General features: G+C 60.2%; 17 protein-coding genes. 5 read left to right on the top strand and 12 right to left on the bottom strand.

Features of this window, described 5'->3' with window-relative positions; all coding sequences use genetic code 11:
• The first annotated feature begins 55 nt into the window (after window positions 1-55).
• Window positions 56-1,168, top strand: coding sequence for a redox-regulated ATPase YchF (gene ychF / locus ABAC402_RS33060; RefSeq protein ID WP_023450114.1), 1,113 nt, complete (start codon window positions 56-58; stop codon window positions 1,166-1,168).
• Window positions 1,169-1,177: 9 nt separating this feature from the next.
• Window positions 1,178-1,636: a hypothetical protein gene (locus ABAC402_RS33055; protein WP_023450113.1), complete on the top strand. Its 459-nt coding sequence runs from the start codon at window positions 1,178-1,180 to the stop codon at window positions 1,634-1,636.
• Between the two features lie 178 nt (window positions 1,637-1,814).
• Here ABAC402_RS33055 and ABAC402_RS33050 read toward each other — a convergent pair whose 3' ends face one another.
• From ABAC402_RS33050 to petA, 3 genes are read right to left on the bottom strand one after another with little or no spacing between them, the layout of a single operon-like run.
• Window positions 1,815-2,669 (bottom strand): cytochrome c1, encoded by an 855-nt coding sequence (locus tag ABAC402_RS33050; RefSeq protein ID WP_023450112.1) that lies wholly within the window; start codon window positions 2,667-2,669, stop codon window positions 1,815-1,817.
• A gap of 25 nt (window positions 2,670-2,694) precedes the next feature.
• The gene (locus tag ABAC402_RS33045) at window positions 2,695-3,981 is read right to left on the bottom strand and encodes a cytochrome b N-terminal domain-containing protein (protein WP_023450111.1); all 1,287 of its coding nucleotides are present in this window, start codon (window positions 3,979-3,981) and stop codon (window positions 2,695-2,697) included.
• A 2-nt stretch (window positions 3,982-3,983) separates the two neighbouring features.
• Window positions 3,984-4,517, bottom strand: coding sequence for a ubiquinol-cytochrome c reductase iron-sulfur subunit (petA, locus tag ABAC402_RS33040; protein WP_023450110.1), 534 nt, complete (start codon window positions 4,515-4,517; stop codon window positions 3,984-3,986).
• A gap of 261 nt (window positions 4,518-4,778) precedes the next feature.
• On the opposite strand from petA, the gene ABAC402_RS33035 reads away from it, so the two are divergent.
• A complete protein-coding gene (locus tag ABAC402_RS33035) occupies window positions 4,779-5,258 on the top strand; it encodes a tRNA (cytidine(34)-2'-O)-methyltransferase (protein WP_031235725.1) in 480 nt (159 codons plus the stop codon).
• Window positions 5,259-5,426: 168 nt separating this feature from the next.
• Here the strand turns inward: ABAC402_RS33035 and ABAC402_RS33030 are convergent, their stop codons facing one another.
• Genes ABAC402_RS33030 through ABAC402_RS33010 form a run of 5 tightly spaced genes read right to left on the bottom strand, consistent with a single transcriptional unit; the run spans window position 5,427 to window position 9,561 of the window.
• On the bottom strand, window positions 5,427-6,632 hold the full coding sequence (locus tag ABAC402_RS33030) for a serine hydrolase (RefSeq protein ID WP_023450108.1): 1,206 nt from the start codon (window positions 6,630-6,632) through the stop codon (window positions 5,427-5,429).
• Window positions 6,629-7,549 (bottom strand): MBL fold metallo-hydrolase, encoded by a 921-nt coding sequence (locus ABAC402_RS33025; protein WP_023450107.1) that lies wholly within the window; start codon window positions 7,547-7,549, stop codon window positions 6,629-6,631. Before ABAC402_RS33025 ends, ABAC402_RS33030 begins: the two co-directional genes overlap by 4 nt.
• Window positions 7,546-8,535: a hypothetical protein gene (locus tag ABAC402_RS33020; RefSeq protein WP_023450106.1), complete on the bottom strand. Its 990-nt coding sequence runs from the start codon at window positions 8,533-8,535 to the stop codon at window positions 7,546-7,548. The genes ABAC402_RS33025 and ABAC402_RS33020 overlap by 4 nt, the downstream gene beginning before the upstream one ends.
• A 42-nt stretch (window positions 8,536-8,577) precedes the next feature.
• Complete coding sequence (locus tag ABAC402_RS33015; protein ID WP_023450105.1) at window positions 8,578-9,063, bottom strand: hypothetical protein; 486 nt, start codon at window positions 9,061-9,063, stop codon at window positions 8,578-8,580.
• Between the two features lie 36 nt (window positions 9,064-9,099).
• Window positions 9,100-9,561 carry a YHS domain-containing (seleno)protein gene (locus tag ABAC402_RS33010; RefSeq protein WP_023450104.1) on the bottom strand — a complete coding sequence of 154 codons (462 nt, stop codon included), beginning with the start codon at window positions 9,559-9,561 and terminating at the stop codon, window positions 9,100-9,102.
• 128 nt (window positions 9,562-9,689) lie between these two features.
• Between ABAC402_RS33010 and ABAC402_RS33005 the strand changes: the two genes are divergently transcribed.
• Entirely contained in the window at window positions 9,690-11,015 is a 1,326-nt protein-coding gene (locus ABAC402_RS33005) for a hypothetical protein (RefSeq protein WP_023450103.1), read from the top strand.
• A 326-nt stretch (window positions 11,016-11,341) separates the two neighbouring features.
• Here the strand turns inward: ABAC402_RS33005 and ABAC402_RS0120415 are convergent, their stop codons facing one another.
• From ABAC402_RS0120415 to ABAC402_RS33000, 3 genes are all read right to left on the bottom strand, one after another.
• The gene (locus ABAC402_RS0120415; RefSeq protein ID WP_023450102.1) at window positions 11,342-12,193 is read right to left on the bottom strand and encodes a type II CAAX endopeptidase family protein; all 852 of its coding nucleotides are present in this window, start codon (window positions 12,191-12,193) and stop codon (window positions 11,342-11,344) included.
• Window positions 12,190-12,732, bottom strand: coding sequence for an NAD(P)H-dependent oxidoreductase (locus ABAC402_RS0120410; protein ID WP_155847403.1), 543 nt, complete (start codon window positions 12,730-12,732; stop codon window positions 12,190-12,192). The genes ABAC402_RS0120415 and ABAC402_RS0120410 overlap by 4 nt, the downstream gene beginning before the upstream one ends.
• A 171-nt stretch (window positions 12,733-12,903) precedes the next feature.
• Window positions 12,904-14,307 carry an NAD(P)/FAD-dependent oxidoreductase gene (locus ABAC402_RS33000; protein ID WP_023450100.1) on the bottom strand — a complete coding sequence of 468 codons (1,404 nt, stop codon included), beginning with the start codon at window positions 14,305-14,307 and terminating at the stop codon, window positions 12,904-12,906.
• A 129-nt stretch (window positions 14,308-14,436) separates the two neighbouring features.
• Here ABAC402_RS33000 and ABAC402_RS39300 point away from each other — a divergent pair, with 129 nt between their 5' ends.
• Window positions 14,437-15,063: a TetR/AcrR family transcriptional regulator gene (locus tag ABAC402_RS39300; RefSeq protein ID WP_023450099.1), complete on the top strand. Its 627-nt coding sequence runs from the start codon at window positions 14,437-14,439 to the stop codon at window positions 15,061-15,063.
• Window positions 15,064-15,385: 322 nt separating this feature from the next.
• Here the strand turns inward: ABAC402_RS39300 and ABAC402_RS32990 are convergent, their stop codons facing one another.
• The gene (locus ABAC402_RS32990) at window positions 15,386-16,888 is read right to left on the bottom strand and encodes an alkaline phosphatase (protein WP_023450098.1); all 1,503 of its coding nucleotides are present in this window, start codon (window positions 16,886-16,888) and stop codon (window positions 15,386-15,388) included.
• Between the last annotated feature and the right edge of the window lie 222 nt (window positions 16,889-17,110).

Below are 17,110 nucleotides of genomic sequence, written 5' to 3'. Positions count from 1 at the left end.
GCCGCAACCTTCATGGTAGCGGGAGCCTAGATTCATTCCTGAAAAGTAAGTTCTTATGGCCCTGAAAGTCGCTATTGTCGGCCTGCCCAATGTCGGCAAGTCCACCCTGTTTAACGCCCTGACCCAGACTGCCGCTGCCCAGGCCGCCAACTACCCGTTCTGCACCATCGAACCTAATGTCGGGGACGTGGCTGTGCCGGAACCGCGCCTGGACGTCCTGGCCAGGATCGCAGGTTCAAAGGAAATCATTCCCGCCCGCATCAACTTCGTCGATGTCGCCGGCCTGGTGCGCGGCGCTTCGAAGGGCGAAGGCCTGGGCAACCAGTTCCTGGCCAATATCCGCGACTGCGACGCCATCGCCTTTGTCGCTCGCTGTTTTGTCGACACCGACATCACCCACGTCGAAGGCCGTATCGATCCGATCTCGGATCTAGAGATCATCGATACGGAACTGATGCTGGCTGATCTGGAATCGCTGGAAAAGCGCCTGCCGCAGTTGGAAAAGCGCGCCAAGACCGGCGGCGACAAGGAAGCGGCCCTGACGGTTGAACTGATCAACGCCGCCCTGGAAGAACTGCGCGCCGGCCGGCCGGCGCGCGGCGCGTATGAAAAAGGCAAGATCAGCAAGGAAGACACCAAGGCGTGGAACATGTTGCAACTGCTGACCAGCAAGCCAGCCCTTTACGTTTGTAATGTCGAAGAAGGCTCGGCCGGCACAGGTAACGACCTGTCGCAGGCCGTCACCGCGCGCGCCAAGATCGACCATGCCAACAGCGTCGTTATCTCGGCCCAAATTGAGTCGGAGATCGCCATGCTGGATCCGGCGGAGCGCGCCGAGTTCCTGGAGACTCTGGAACTGGAAGAACCGGGCCTTAACCGTTTGATCCGCGAGGCCTACAAACTCCTGGGCCTGCAATCCTATTTCACGGTCGGCCCCAAGGAAGCCCACGCCTGGACGATCCCCGTGGGCTGCACCGCGCCGCAAGCTGCCGGCGTCATCCACTCGGACTTCGAAAAAGGCTTCATCCGCGCCGAAACCATGGCCTATGACGACTATGTCAAGTTCAACGGCGAAGCCGGTGCCCGCGAGCACGGAAAATTCCGCCAGGAGGGCAAGGAATATGTCGTCAAGGACGGCGATATCCTGAATTTCCGATTTAATGTTTAGGTTATAGGCATGACGAAGGACGAGATCTGGCCGGCATTGATCGCGACCTGTCCGTCCTTCCAGGCCCTGTATGACGAACTCGACGACGAAGACCGGGAATTTCATGACTTGATTGCCGGTGACTTCGTCCGCCATCTGGCGGGATGGGATTCACCCCGCCCCGCTGCAAACCTGTCCGCCCTGGCAGCCGTGATTGAAACCCTGGTTGGAAGCACGGAGCAGTATTTTTCTGAATCGCTGTCATTGGTCTGCTGGAATCGATCCAGTTCGAAGACGAACTTGGTCCCGCCTATCTTCCTTACCTTCAACCGCTCAGCGGCCTGTTTTGGGAAAGCATCCGCAAGTTCTGGATGGCTGAAATTCCCTATATCGGGGCAGATATTCCATATCCTGAGCCCGATTGTCAGAATCCGGACAGCGGACCTGACCAAACCGGTTAAGCCGGGTTCGCCGCTGAGGTCAGAATAATAGTTGAAAGAACCCGCCGGAATATCCGGCGGGCTTTACTTCGTTCCACCGCTCGCGGGAGCGGCATGATGCGGCGAAAATGTCTGGCTTGCGAGACACGGAGCGGAGCGTACTTCAGTACGTGAGCACCGTATCGCAGCAAGACGGGCATTTGCAGCCCGTCAGGGCGTTCCCGCCCTCAGTGTTTGCCGCGCCAGACCTGGCGGTAGGCTAAGTAGGTTATTCCGAAGAAGATCAGGAGATACAGCAGCACGGCAACGCCGGTCTGTTTGCGTTCGATGGCGTGCGGCTCAGAGGTCCAGGCGATAAACGCCGCGACGGCCCTGGACTGGTTCTTCAGAGTGGACGGCGTGCCGTCGTCGAAGGTCACCCGGCCGTCAGACAGCGGTGCAGCCATAGCGAGCACGCCACCGGCCGGCACCTTGTCGTGGTCGCCTGTCCAGGCCGACGTCAGATCACCAGGGAAGTAGACGTTGTAGTGCTGGCCCGGCGCAACCGTTAAGCCGTGCGGCTCCGGATCATAGCCTTGCAGCAGCGAATAGATATAGTTCGCGCCATCATGGCGCGCCTTGGCCATGACCGACAGGTCGGGTGGCAGGGCGCCACCATTGCTGGCCTTGGCCGCTTCATCGTTCCTGAAGGGGCTCGGGAAACGGTCCGAGGTCGTCGCCTTGCGCATCACCTCATCGCCGGACTCCGGATCGATTTCAGCAACCTCGAACTCCGAAGCAATCTGCTTGACGACCGGGTTGTCATTCGGGTTCGAATAGCGCTCGTCATAAAACGGCCCGCCCTTCTGGCCGAGGTTACGAAACGACATCAGGTTCATGGCGTGGCAGCTGGCGCAGACCTCGCGGTAGACCTTGTATCCGCGTTGCAACTCAGCCTGATCGAACGTGCCGAACGGGCCTTCAAAGCTGAACTCTGCTTCCTGCAATTTCTTGGCGTGACCACCGGCTGCCAGAGCGGGCATACCCAGGCCAAGCGTGGCCGCAACGGCCAGGCCGCCGAGAAGCTTGAGGGATTTCGTCATAAAGGGAGACATGTAACCCAATCCCTCACGAGTGTTTGGTGTGATTGAGCAGGACGGCTTCGGAAATCGAAGCCGGCACCGGCAGAGGTTCTTCCTTCAGGCCGATCCATGGCATGATAATCAGGAAGAAGGCGAAGTAATAGGCAGTCAGTATCTGAGACAGGTGCACGACCTTGAGGCCAATGGCGTGACCGGCCGTGTCCTTGCCCAGCGAGAACACCATGTCCTCCGGCAGTTGCCCGCCGCACCAGCCCAGAAGGCAGCAGGTGATGACGAACAGGACGAAGAACCAGCGCATGACCGGACGGTAGCGCATCGACCTGACCTTGGACGTATCCAGCCACGGCAGAGCAAAGATGACGGCGATGGCAGCGAACATCGCGATAACGCCGATCAACTTGTCCGGAATGGCGCGCAGGATGGCATAGAAGGGCAGCATATACCATTCGGGCACGATGTGCGCCGGAGTTTGCAACGGGTTGGCCTTAACGTAGTTGTCGACGTGGCCCAGCGCGTTCGGCAAGAAGAAGACGAAGACCGCGAACAGCATCAGGAACAGGATCATGGCGACGCCATCTTTGACCGTGGCGTAGGGCGTGAACGGAACCGTATCTTCCTTGGACTTGACCTCGACGCCGGTCGGGTTGTTCTGGCCGCAGACGTGCAACGCCCAAACGTGCAGAACGACGACGCCGGCTATGACGAACGGCAACAGGTAGTGCAGCGAGAAGAAGCGGTTCAGCGTTGCCTGGTCGACCGAGAAGCCGCCTTGCAGCCAGGTCAGGATCGACGGACCGACGATGGGGATGGCGCCGATCAGGTTGGTAATCACGACCGCACCGTAATAGGACATCTGACCCCAAGGCAGGACGTACCCCATAAAGGCGGTGGCGATCATCAGGAAATAGATGATACAGCCCAACAGCCAGAGGACTTCGCGCGGGGCCTTGTAGGAGCCGTAGTAAAGACCGCGGAACATGTGGATGTAGACGGCGAAGAAGAACATCGACGCGCCATTGGAATGGACGAACTGGATCAGCCAGCCCCCATTAACGTCGCGGCGAATGCGCTCCAGGCTGTCGAAGGCGTGGTCGATATGCGGCACATAGTGCATGGCCAGGACGACGCCGGTGATGATCTGGATCCCAAGGCACAGCGACAGTATGCCGCCGAAGGTCCACCAGTAATTCAGGTTCTTCGGGGTCGGATAATCGACGAAACTGTCATGGGCAAGGCGCAGGATCGGCAGGCGGGCGTCCAGCCATTTTTCGATGCCGGTCTTGGGGGTATAGGTAGAAGGATGGTCGCTCATGCTTAGCCCACCTTGATCTTGGTGTCGGAGAGGAAGGCGTATTCCGGAACTTCAAGGTTCGTCGGCGCCGGTCCCTTGCGGATCCGCCCGGAGGTATCGTAGTCCGACCCGTGACAGGGGCAGAACCAGCCGCCATACTCACTGCCGGACATGTTTGGAACGCAGCCCAGGTGCGTACAGACACCGACCAGAACCAGATACTGTTCCTTGCCGGCCTTGACACGGTCGGAGTCGGGTTGCGGGTCCTTCATGCCAGACACGTCGGCCGATTGGGCTTCCTGGATTTCCTTGGCCGTGCGGTGACGGACGAACAAAGGCTTGCCGCGCCATTTGACCACGACCTGCTGGCCTTCGGACACCTTACTGACGTCGTATTCGATCGAGGCGAGCGCCAGGGTATCCGCCGCCGGGTTCATCTGGCCGATCAGCGGCACCGCAATCGCCGCAAGCGCACCGACTGCGCCGGCTCCGGCGGCTATGTAGATAAAGTCACGGCGATTAGGATCTTTATCGCCGTCATTTCCAGGTTCGCTCACCTTGCCACCTCTTCAATACCGCAGCGGACAGGCGGCAACACCGCGCCCGCGCAAAACGTCTCGGCACTCATGACTGATTCCTTTAACAAAGTAATCAGACTCAGGGCCAGCCAGTCCGCCCATGAACTCCGAAAGCGTCTATAACCACAATTGCGCCGCGGATTCAAACCACCAAAACGCTTTGCAGGCCATTTTCTTGACAATAATGCCGTCGTGCCCGATGTCCCCCTGCCCCACCGCTCTCGCCGCGAGTCCGTTTTCATGCGCCTGGCCCTATACCAGCCGGATATCCCTCAGAATCTCGGCGCCGCCATCCGTCTGACGGCCGCGCTGGAGGTTGGGCTGGACATTATCGAGCCGTGCGGCTTTCCCTTGAATGACAAGGCGATTCGACGTGCAGCGATGGATTACGGCGGCTGCGCCATAGTGTCGCACCACGCCGGATGGGGTGATTTCCTGACCTCTATCCGGGCCAATCCGGCGGCGCGTCTGATCCTGTTCACGACCCGGGCGGCCTCGCCCTATTGCGATTTTGCGTTTTTGCCGCAGGACGTTCTGCTGATGGGGCGAGAAAGTGCCGGCGTCCCGGACGAGGTTCATGCCCACGCCGACCACCGCCTGTTCATCCCCATTTCGGCGCGCGCACGGTCGATCAATGTCATAGCCGCCGCTGCCATGGGTCTGGGAGAAGCCCTGCGCCAGACGTCGGGGTTTCCTCACCGCTTGAACCCGACAGCATAAAGCCAGGTCTAGAGCGGGATGAGTTTTGACGGAATCAAAATCCCGCTCTAAGTTTTTGTTTTTTCGAGCAATTTTTCCGAAAAGTGGCGTCCACTTTATCGGATTGCGCTCTAGCGTATTGGAACAGGCACCGCGTCCACACCCGGGGCTTGCCGTGCCCGGCCTCACCTATCGCACCCTGGCGACGATGGCTTCAAACGCCGCTTGATGCAGATGATCGGTCAGGGTGTTGTCGGCTTCGGGGGCCGAACCCAGTTTCACGATCACCATGCAATTACCGGGATCGACATAAAGTCTCTGGCCGTAAACGCCCAGGGCGCAATAGGCCCCGCCTGCCGCGTGGGTGTGCCACCAGTGACTGCGATAGGACCAGCCGGATCGCGAAGCATAGCCGGCACGCGCAAAAAGGGCACGGTCGCCGCCCTGAAGAATAGAGGCAAGGGTTGCTTCAGAAAAAACCTGCTGCCCGCCGACGCGTCCCCCGTCCAACAACGCCTGCCCCAGCCGCGCCAGGTCGCGCGCCGTGGCGTTGAAGCCCGTGGCCGCGATCTCCTGCCCGGAAGGATCGACGATCATATAGGCATCGTCTTGCGCCCCGATCACCTGCCATATCCTGTTTTCAACAAGGTCGCCCAGCGACTCCCCTGTGGCCTTTTGAAGGGCCCAGCCCACCACATCGGCCGAAGGAGTCTTGTAGCGAAAGACGGCCCCCGGCGGGGCCATACGCGTCTTGAACCCCGTCAAGGCTTCGTAGACCCCCGAAATCGGCGGATGGCCACTTCTGGGTCCCCAGTAGGCCGCGGAATACCGGTGAATATCGGCGTGCGGATTGGCATAGGTCTCATCAAACGCCACGCCATCCAGCATATCCATGACATCGCGCAGGGCAACCTCGCCAAAAGCGCTTTCGCCCAATTCCGGGACATAGGCCGCCACAGTGGAGTCCAGATTGAGACGTCCTTCACCCGCCAGGCTTTGCGCAATCAAACCCGTCAGAGATTTCGTAATCGAAAACACCATATGGGGCGATTGCGCCGTCATATCGCGCCCATAGTGCTCACAGACCAGCACACCGTCCTTCAGAACCACCAGGGCATCGGTATGAGTTGCCGTTAAAAACGCATTCCAGTCGAGCGATGCGCCCTTGCCATCAGGCACGCGCACGGCGTTGAAATCGACCGGATTGACCAGCATGGGACGGGGTTTTTGCGCCCGGGCAATTCGCCGGCTGCGAAACAGGCGGCTGGCATGCTGAAATGACCAGATCGACTGCGGAAACCGGTTCCAGTTATCGCGCGTAATGCGCGCCTCAGGCGGCGGCGGGAAGCCTTGCATAAGGCCGCGCGCCTGCCAGCCAAGCTGGGCGTCACTCATGCTATCTCAACACGCACACATTCGTACACAGAGATAATCGACGGCTCGCCGTCGCAGCGAATGTCCCCGCGCTTTACCAGGTCGATGCAGTGCGCCAGCATCGAATGGGCCGCCGCCGGAAACAACCGGCGATCGATGTCGGCATAAAGCACGGGTACGAGATCGCGTATGGTTGATGGCCCACGCTCAGACAGCGCGTATACAATCTGGGCTTCGCGTTTGCGGCGATGGGCGATATAGGCGTCTATAAACGGTGCGGTGTCTGTCACGGGCGGGCCGTGGGTTGGCCAATAGGCGTCAAAGCCACGGTCGCGGATTCGCTCGAGACTTTGCATGTAGTGCCCCATGTCACCGTCCGGCGGGCTGATGACCGTCGTTGACCAGCCCATGACACAGTCGCCGGGAAACAGCGCCGCTTCCTCTGACAAAACATAGGCATAGTGACTGGTGGTATGGCCAGGTGTCGCCATCGCCTCAATCGTCCAGCCGTCTCCGCTGAAGATGTCCCCGTCGCAAAGTGCCGCATCCGGTCGAAAACTGAGATCATCGCCAGCCTCCAGACGCACCTCGCCATCCGACGGCAGGCAGGGTTCGGCGCCAGCGTAGATTCGCGCGCCGGTCCGTTCCGCCAGCTGATTTGCCAGGGGCGAATGGTCCATATGGGCGTGGGTGATGAAAATATGGCTCACCACCTGCCCTTCGACCGCGGCCAGCACGGCCTCCAGATGCTCATCAAGCTCCGGTCCTGGATCGATAACGCAGACGCGGGCGCCGGGCTTATCCGATCCGATGATGTAGGTACCCGTTCCCGTGAACGTGAAGGGCCCAGGGTTGCGCGCCACGATCCGACGGATCATCGGCGAGACCCTTTTCGGCATCGCGTAGTCAAACGCGAAGTCACGGACAAACGGGATCATGAACGCTCCTTCAACAAAGTCTTCAAGGCACGCGACAATGCCTGCAGCGACCGCACCTTGTCCAGCCATGGCAGGGCAAGCGGTGGCCCCATATCTGTCTTATTGACGTCGACGACATAAAGTCGCCCGTCGGCGCCGTCGCGCAGAACATCCATCCCGCCCCAATCGAGCTTCATGGCGCGCGCAAAGGCCGCTAGTTTTTCAATCTCATCGCTTGTGAAAACGGCCTGCGGCATCGTCAGGCGCACCCGGCTGTTGGAATTGGCAAATCGAATATCCCTGGGACGTTGCTTGATATAGACAACGACGGGTCGAAACCCGACGAAGGGGGTGCGCAGATCGGTGGACAGGCCGTCCTCAATATTGTCGATCAAGCGCTGATAGGTGCGCTGGTCCAGCTTCGGCGTCGGACACTCGACGATGCGGCCGTCGTGGGCGCCGTTCTCTTCACCCTTTTCAACCGCCGGTCCCTGATGTTTTGCCGGATCGAGGGCCAGGGGATAGCCAAAAATCCGCTCAAAGACCTTTGCGACCTGAGACTTGGAGACGTCGGTACACTGACCGTTGATGACGTCACCTGGCGCCGCCTCGATCCAGGTCTTGTCCTCAAAACGAATGACGGCGTCTGCGTGGCGTACGTCTTTGACAAACCGCACCCCACTCCAGACAGCCACCGACCACAACAGATACCAGGGGCGCGGCGGCGACGGCAAGAACGCGACCTTGGGCCCCGGCATAACCAGGGCCTGAACCCAGCCCTTAAGTCGCACCGGCACATACAAGGAGGCCCAACGCATGACATCCCAGAGCAGACCTGCATCGATACGCAGCACCGCCCCCGTGGTCTTTATGCGCACCGTCCGCCCGGTGAACACCATATCGTCGACCCACAAGGGGCTGACGCGCCCGGAAGCTACCGGGGGATCTGTAACCGGGGTATCTGCTTCCGCGTCAGGCGGTGACTTGATCGTCTTGGTCAGGGCCATGGGTGCGAAAATCCGGGTACAGTACGTCTGGGGCAGGCGTTGTCAGGCAGAGGTTGGGCGGAATATAGAGCCTATACGGGTCAGAAGTGCAATCAGGTCATTTCGGCGAAACGCAAAAAGTAAGGAAACCGCAAAAAGCCAGTTTAGACAAGCCGCTATGAACAGGCCGCCGCCGTCGTTGTTGGGGTCGGTCCCCAGGGGCGTAAACAGGTGAAAAGCAATGGCCCCGGACATGACGAGCATGCCCGCCAGGGCCCCGCCCGCCTGAAGGTGACGAAACCGGGGCAGAATGCCAATCAGCAACAAGGCCGCCGCCAACAGCTCGATCGAGCCGATGACATATTGCGAAAACAGGCCCGTCTGCCCAAACAGACCGGCTGCGCCAAGGCTGGCTGCCCAGGCGTCCAGCTTGCCGAAAATGACCTGCGTTTGCGGCAGGTTCAAAAACTTGAAGCGCAGACTATCAATGAAGACAAGGGCCATGAAAATGGCCATGCCGTGCGGCAATAGGTTGAGAAATCGGGCCATAACAAGCCTCCCTGCGTAATGTGAATGGTGACGCGCTTACTTCGACAAGATGCCCGGCCAGTTGTTGTCGGCCTTGGCAATGAAACCGCTGATATCGGCTTCCCACTTGCGCTGGACGCCGGCATCGTAATTCAGATAGAGTCGGCCGTTAACGATTTTCCAGTAACGGGCATCACCCCTGGCAGTGTAACCCTGCGCCGCGGCCCAGGCGCAATAGCCACCGTATTTGGGGGCATAAGCCTCCGGCCGGGCGCTGAACTTCGCCTCGTTTTCTGCCGAGGCGAACTGAAACTGAGCCCCCTTGTACGTCACCACATAGGCCGCGGAGCCCTTGACGGGACGCCCCTGCGTGAAATAGGCGACGGGGTCATAGCCTTGCAGGGCGACCTTTGAAAACGCGTCGGTGTAAACTTCCGGTTTGGCGGCCAGTGCCACCGAAGGAACCGCCACACTGCCGATGACAGCCAGGGCGACCCCGAGGCCAAGCGCTTTAAACATGTTTATCTCCATTGAGCAGGATTAAGGGTGCGGCGGCGGTAATCTCGTGTCATAGGTTTGTAACAGTTTGACCCGATTGTATCCGCCTCTCAGCGTATAAGTCGTCGCAACCCGCCCACAGGTTACAAATGGTTGACAATAAAAATTCAAACCGCCCGGGCGGCGCGCGTCTTCTCTGGAAAATCCTGCGATGGCTAAGTCTGGTGATCGTGGTCGGCGCGGCCGTGGGCTTGCGCGTCGGCTACGCACAGATTTTTCCGAAGGTCGACGACGAAATCGGTCAACCCGTCGCCTCGCCGCCCGTTCTCGACGCCTTTGGCGCGGACCCACGGGTGACGTCCGTTGCCGACTGGGAACGGCGCAGGCCACAACTTGAGACCGCTTTTGCCACCCATCTGTACGGCGATATGCCGCCGCAGATGGAGACCACTGTTCTGGCGCGCGAGTCCTTCGCCAAGCCGCTCGCGCCATCCACCCGCCTCGACCAGCTCACCCTCGGCTTCGGTTCCGAGGGCACACGTGGCAAGGCAAATGTCTTACTGATCAGGCCCGCACCTGAGGTCAAGCTGCGCGGGTTGATCGTCATGCAAACCTTTTGCGGCAATGCGGCCGCGGGCCATTACCGCAACCCGGCCGTCCAGTCGTTAGCGGCCGCGCCGAAATTCTGCAAAGGTCCGATGTCGGCCCTTAGCCACATCATTCTCGGAAAATACCCCAGCGCACCACCCTATGCCCTGGTCACCGCACGCGGCTACGCCATTGCTATTGTCTATGCGCCCGATCTGGTCCCCGATGAGGCTGCCACCTCCGGGCCTGCGCTGGAGCGCCTTTATGGTCGCGATTACAAGACGTCCTCGCGTCCTGGCGGCGCTCTGGCGGCCTGGGCATGGCTCTACGCCCAAACCGGCCGCGCCCTGGGCCAGGAACCGGGGCTCGAAGGCGTGCCAGTGATCGCCTGGGGCCATTCGCGCAACGGCAAGGCCGCCCTTTTGGCGGGCGCAGTCTATCCCGAGATTTCAGGCGTCATTGCCCATCAATCCGGCAAGGGTGGCACTACCCTGACCCGCAGCCATCTGGGCGAAAGCGTAAAACAGATCACGGACAGCTATGGCTATTGGTTCACTCCGGCCTATGCCAGGTTTGCAGGCAATGAGGCGGCCATACCGGTCGATCAGCATCAGCTGATCGCCCTCAATGCCCCCAAGCCCGTCCTGATCGGCACCGGTGATCGCGACAAATGGTCGGACCCGCCGGGGTCGTTTCGTGCTGCGCAGGGAGCTTCACCAGTCTATGAACTGTATGGCTTCAAACCTTTCGATCAAACAGCCCTCACCGCTTTCGACGCTACACGCCGCGTCGCCTTCTTTATGCGCGCCGGCACCCATGGCGTAACGACCCAGGACTGGAACCTTATGCTCGCCTTTCTCGACGCGCATTTCCCGGCCCGGCCGTGAGCGCCTGTAAAAGACGGAAAGCCTGGCTGTTGCCCGACATCTTCAACTGAGTGATGACGCCCACGATCGGCCCCCAGGTGGAATACAATGTCGTTACAAGGCGCGCAAAGGGCGGGTTCGTCAGGTTTATGTTTGCCTTGACTTTAAGGGGGCCTTTGCGAACGTCAAAATGACGGCGGCTTGTCGTTGGCCTCCGTCGCCCTTGCCACGACGCGACCATCAGAGCGCAATCCGGTAGAGTAGACGCCACCGCACGGGCGCTCCCGTTTTCGGATAAACCGCGCGACAAAACAAAACTCAGAGCGGGGTTTTGATTCCATCAAAACTCATCCCGCTCTAGGCTTTGGCCCGGGCGCCAGGAAGGCAACCAGCGAAGCCACAGTGGCGATAACTGCGACCACGGCATAGGCTTGCCCATCTGCCGTGATCGGCACGATCATGGACCACCAATTGATCACGCTGTGGAGCAACAGCGCCGGCAGCACACTAAAGCCGGTGTGAACCCCAAGGCGCGCCATAACGACCGACAAGCCCACAGTGCTGATCAAAAAGAGCGCTACCGGCAGGTCGGCCTGTACCGTGTCAGCCATGAACAGCAAGGGCAAATGCCAAAGCGACCAGCCGATGCCGATAACAATGCCTGCGCCGCGCCAGCCGATGCGCGCCGTCAGCGCAGGCAGAGCATAGCCGCGCCAGCCAAATTCTTCGCCCATGGGGCCGCCAAGGATCGCGATCACGGCGAACTGCGCGATGCCGATCAGGACCCGGTCCGCATAGGGTGAGTCAGGGACCGTGCCGCCAAGCGCGACATGAATTCCGAGCGACGCCAGCAGGATGAGCGTCGGCGCAAGGAAAGCGAGCGCGTACCAGCGCCATCCGACGCGCCAACGCAGACATTGCACGAGCCTCCGGCGCAAACCAGCTACGCCTTCGAAGCGGAGAACGACGGCTACAGCGGCAAGCCCAGGGCCGAAAGCCGATGCTGGAAACAGCGCATTGGCGAGGCCCGGCGCTTGCGCCCGGATTAAAGCGACGGTCCCCCAAAGACCCCATGTCCAAACGAAGGTCAGGACGAAGAATGTGAGAACGGCGGGGATCGATTGGCCGGTCTGCGGCGCCGCGCCACCCGACATGTCTTTGCCGTCGGATAGGATGAGGGTTGTCGGCGTGACGGTCATGGTGGTGTCTGTCCCGCGGGGAGCGCGGAAGAGACGTTCGGAGTTCGAGCGCCGATCCCAGCGACGGTTAAGGCCTTGACGAACCTGGCAAGGGGATCCAGATGGGTTCGGGCGTGTACTTCACCTTGCGTGATCGCCCAACAGTCGCGCGGCGTCTTGCCAGTAACGGCAGTCATCTGGGCAAACGTATTTTCACTCCCCATGCCGCCCAGGCAGCAGAAGAATGCGACGTCCGGGAGTTTAGGTGCCGTCCTCTTTAGATAAGCGCGTACCGGAGAACTGAGCGACGAACACCATACCGGTGTGCCGACGATGACGAGGTCGTAAGCGGCAACGTCGCGCTGCGGAGCAGCGATGGAACCGGGGCGTTTCAGCAAGGCTTCCAAAACCGAACGCATGTAACCCAGGAAGCCAGTCCGGGGATTACGCTCCGTGATTTCCTCAAGGTCGCAGCCCAGCGCCGCAGCCAGGGCCTGTGCCATACTGCGTGTCGTCCCCGACCGCGAATAGAACACCACAAGCCTTTTTATACTGTCCAAACCAAGACTCCTCTCCCACAAAGCGTAGCGGTTGCAAGGACTGCAAAACCAGCTCACTAGCGGTAGGACTTTTGCCCGGCGCGGGACAGTTTCGGAAACTACTCATGCGGGATTATGGAATCGCGCCATGTCCCCCAAAACTCCCCAACATCCCCAAAGCTCGCCTGGGCGCTACAACGTCGAGAGGTCGCCTCGCACGGCGTCGGCGGCTCGCTCGGCAGATTGGAGCGCGCCTTCCATAAAGGATCGCCACTCAGTCGCAGTTTCCGATCCTGCAAAGTGAACCCGCTGAGATGCGGCGAAGAGATCCGGTGTCGCCGACCAGCCGCGGATTGGGCGACGGCTGGCGTAACCACCCAGCGACCATGGATCGGCATTCCAGTCTATCGAGCGCGCAGCGATTGGATTTGGCATAGGCGAACCGCCAAGCGACCGGAGCCAGTCGAGGGCCTTTGATATCCGTTCACACTCCGCCTGCGTTTGGCTCAGCCGCCGGGCAGTTGCGGCCGTAGCGAACAGGACAAGGATGCCGACGCCGCCATTCGCGGGCGATCCGTCAAGCGCCGCATTGAACGCGCTGCCGGGACTGAAAACATCGCCGGAGAGACCGCGGTCCCGCCACCATGGGCGCTCAAACACGAGAATAGTCTTGATCACCTCGCCGTGCCTGTATGTGGCAAGGACCTCGCGGCGTTCAGGCGGCAAGAGTGGCAGAAGGCCCAGCTTTCCATACAGCTGTGGCGGGGTGGTGACGACAAGGTTGCGGGCGCGGTAGGTCCCGGCACCCGTGCTGACGCGGTGCCATTCGGCGTGCTGTTCTATCTCTGTCACAGCAGCGTTGAGAATCAGGTCGCCGCCGAGGGCGGTTGCCAGGTGATCGGCAACGGGTGCCATACCCTCGGAAAGATACCAGTCGGCGGAGGCGCGCTCGCCGTCAAAGCCACCGACCGATGCGCTCTGGTCCAGCAATTCATAGGCCGAGACCTCGTCGAGCGGGGCGCACAATTCCCCTTCAATAAAGCCGGCCAGGAAGGCCGCGGGCGCGCGGGTAAACGTCATGTCCGTGATAAAATCGGACGCGGTCATGGCGTCGAGGTGATCAATGTCCGTTCGAAAGGACTTTAGGCGCCCATCGAAGTCCCAGAGGGCCTGGAGCGCATCCAGCTTCCCGATCAATGAGAGCGGCAGACTGCCGCCGCGGGCAAGCACGGGCTCTGCACCCGGCGAAGGCATGTGAACGGTATCTCCAACGGGGTTGCGCGCCACGCGCGTCAACCCGACCTCGTCAACGAGGGCAGAGATGCGGGTCTGGGCGTCACCGATTAGCTGGGCCCCCAAATCGATGACGTGTCCACTGGCGAGGCGCTCAGATTGAACACGACCGCCAACCCGATCGCGCGCTTCCAGGACCCTTACCGAGGCGCCATCTCGCATAAGGTGACGCGCCGCCGCCAACCCCGCAAGACCAGCGCCGATAATGATCGCGTCAACCACGGGACCGTCCTTGACTGACCCGCCGCCAACGACCGGCGGATCGAAATGCGGAAATTCTGGTTTCGAGACTGAACCTGTCATTGGCTTCCTCCAGCGCACAGCAGAATACCTGTCACATGACAGGTGCCATGGCATGCATTGCCTGTCAACTGACATGCGTGTATGGATCAATCCGGCTCATGTGGGCTGGTTGCTGGGAGGGCGTGCGTATTGAATAGCGATCAGCAAAGGCCCAAAGCAGACACGGCGGTTCAGGCCTTGGCGTGCCTGGAAGCACTCGCGCTTGAGACGGGGCTCGATGACGTCTCGATGCGCGACGTGGCCAAGCGGCTTGGGATTTCTCTGGCCGCGCTCCAGTATCATTACGCGACCAAGGCCGCTCTTCTCGAGGCCTTCGTCGCACACACCATCGAAGGGTATCGCGCGCGACTGAGGGCAATCGCTGCGGCCAATGTCAACGCGCCCGGCTACGGCGTCGCGATCCGGTTCATGGTGTCGGAAACATGCCGCATCGGGGAGAGCGGCGTGTTGGCGATGATCCAGGCGCGGGCCTTTCACGATCCGGCGGCAAAGCGCGCGACCCAGAGCTTTATGATGGCTTACCTGTCGATCCTGAGCGACATCATCGCGAGGGAGTTCCCGGGTCTTACACCCGACGAAACAAACCGTGCCGCAACGCTTGTTTGTTCCTTGCTGGAGGGCCTCGCTTCGACGCTCGACGCATCGCGCGCCCGGGGTGTTGACGAGGCTCAGGTCGTCGAGGCTACGATCCACATCGCCAGCGTTATTCCCAGGCTGGTCAGCAGTGCAGATGCATCCATCAGACCTTTCCTCTGAATTTCGGCTGCGTGGCCGGCATTACAAATTATACCAACCCGCGTAATTCTTGACACATCGCGGGTTGGCAAGGCCGCCAGCGTGCGTTTCTGGCCGCCCGAGCTTTTGCGAGGAGCCATGGGGGGCGCCTGGAGCGCAATCCGATAAAGTGTGACGCACTTTTCGGATAAATTGCGCGACAAAACAAAAACTTAGAGCGGGGTATTGATTCCATCAAAACGCATACCGCTCTGGAGCGCAAAGAAGACCCCTCAGCCTGTCGCCGCTCAAACGTCCCAAAACAGGGCGTCACTCTTCGACGCCGATTGACGCAACAGGCCCCTTAAGGGTTTTTTGCCGTTATCTGGCTCGCGTGAAGGATGACATGAAAGATCAGGTTCTGCTCGATGGTGCCTTGCAAAAGATGGGCAAAGGGCCCCACAGCGCGCACCGCCACGTCTTCACCGGCATGAGCCGCCGACCTGGCCGGGATCAGGGCTTGTTGGCGATAATCGGGGTCATCCGTATGAACCTCGCTGATATCGTCACGCGCGCCGTCTGGCTTTGCACCGGGGCCGGTCGCGTAGGTGAGTGTGGTATAGGGCTTGCCGTCACCCGCCGGCATCACCTTGCCATCGCCATCTTTTACAATATCCAAAATCGGATTATTGCGCGCCGGATAGCCGCTAATGGTCAGGCCGTGGCTATGATCAGCCGTCACGATGATAAGTGTTTCCTCTGGATCGACCATGCTGAGGGCCGCCCGCACGGCATCATCAAAAGCGACTGTATCGGCAAGGGCACGCCCAGCCTGCCCGGCGTGGTGGGCGTGATCGATGCGACCACCCTCAACCAGCAACACAAACCCGTTCGGATGGCTTTGCACGCGGCTGATAGCAAACCGCGTCATTTCGGCGAGCGATGGTTCGCCTGAGCCAGTCTTTGCGCGATCAAGCTCATACTGCATATGGTCGGGCTCAAACAATCCAAGAACCGGCCCTTGGCCTTTAGGGTCCAGCGCGGCAAAGCCTTTAGCGTCCCAGACATAGCTTCCGCGTTTGTAACGCTTTTGCCACGCCTTGATGAGGTCCCGACCATCTTTACGCTTGCCCTTGACCGTCGCATATTCCGGATCTGCGGACGTGTTCGGCATAAAATTGCGCCGTCCCCCACCAAGAACAACTTCCATGCCGTCACCGAAGTTCCACTCCACGAGCTGGCGGGCAATATCGACGCAGCCGGAGGCCTTGGCCTCATCGGTAAGCTCGCTATCGTCTTCCCAGTCCCGCTCCGGCGTGTGGGCATATCCGGCGGCTGGAGTTGCGTGGGTAATGCGCGTCGTCGTCACAATGCCGGTCGCGCGCCCCTGTGCCTCCGCCAATTCAATCAAGGAGACGACATTCTTGTCGGCCGCGTCTTTGCATAGGCTGGGGGTAGCACGGTGGTCCAGGCCAATCACGCCATTACGAGTTTTGACACCCGCGAGTAAGGCCGTAGCGGTGGGGGCAGAGTCGGCGACCTGACTATCGTGCGCGTAGGTTTTGACCAGGCCGGTATAAGGCAATCCATCCATAGTCAGCACATAGGACTCGCCATCCACGCCGCGCATCTGGCCCGCAAGAATCCGCGCCGCCGTGGTGGTACTGGTGCCCATGCCGTCACCGACGAACATGATGACGTTCCTGGCTTTTTTCACATTTTGTTTGACGGAAAGGCGATGCGTGAGATCGGCTTGCGCAGCCCTGTAGTAAGAACTGCCATCATCGACTGGCGCGGTTTGCGCGAAGGACGAAGTCCCGCCAACAAGTGTGGCCGCCAGGGAGAGAGCAAGGGCTTTTAACATCATGTCATCCTTTGTTTATGTGACGTAACTACCGCCAAAGTGTGACATGAATAAGTATGATCAGAGGCGCTGACATCACCCGGCTGACAGTTAAATCATTGTTGAGAACACCTGTTTCCCAAATCCTTACCTCCGTGCCTGCTCGAAGGCGTAACCCGCCTTTACCAACGTGGCCTCGCTTCACCTCGGCCCAAGGAAGCTTAAACCCACCGGCAAACCCTGGAC

It is taken from the genome of Asticcacaulis sp. AC402, assembly GCF_000495835.1.
GTDB lineage: Bacteria > Pseudomonadota > Alphaproteobacteria > Caulobacterales > Caulobacteraceae > Asticcacaulis.
Note: the sequence above shows the minus strand (reverse complement) of the source record. Positions and strands in the feature narration are given on the sequence as shown.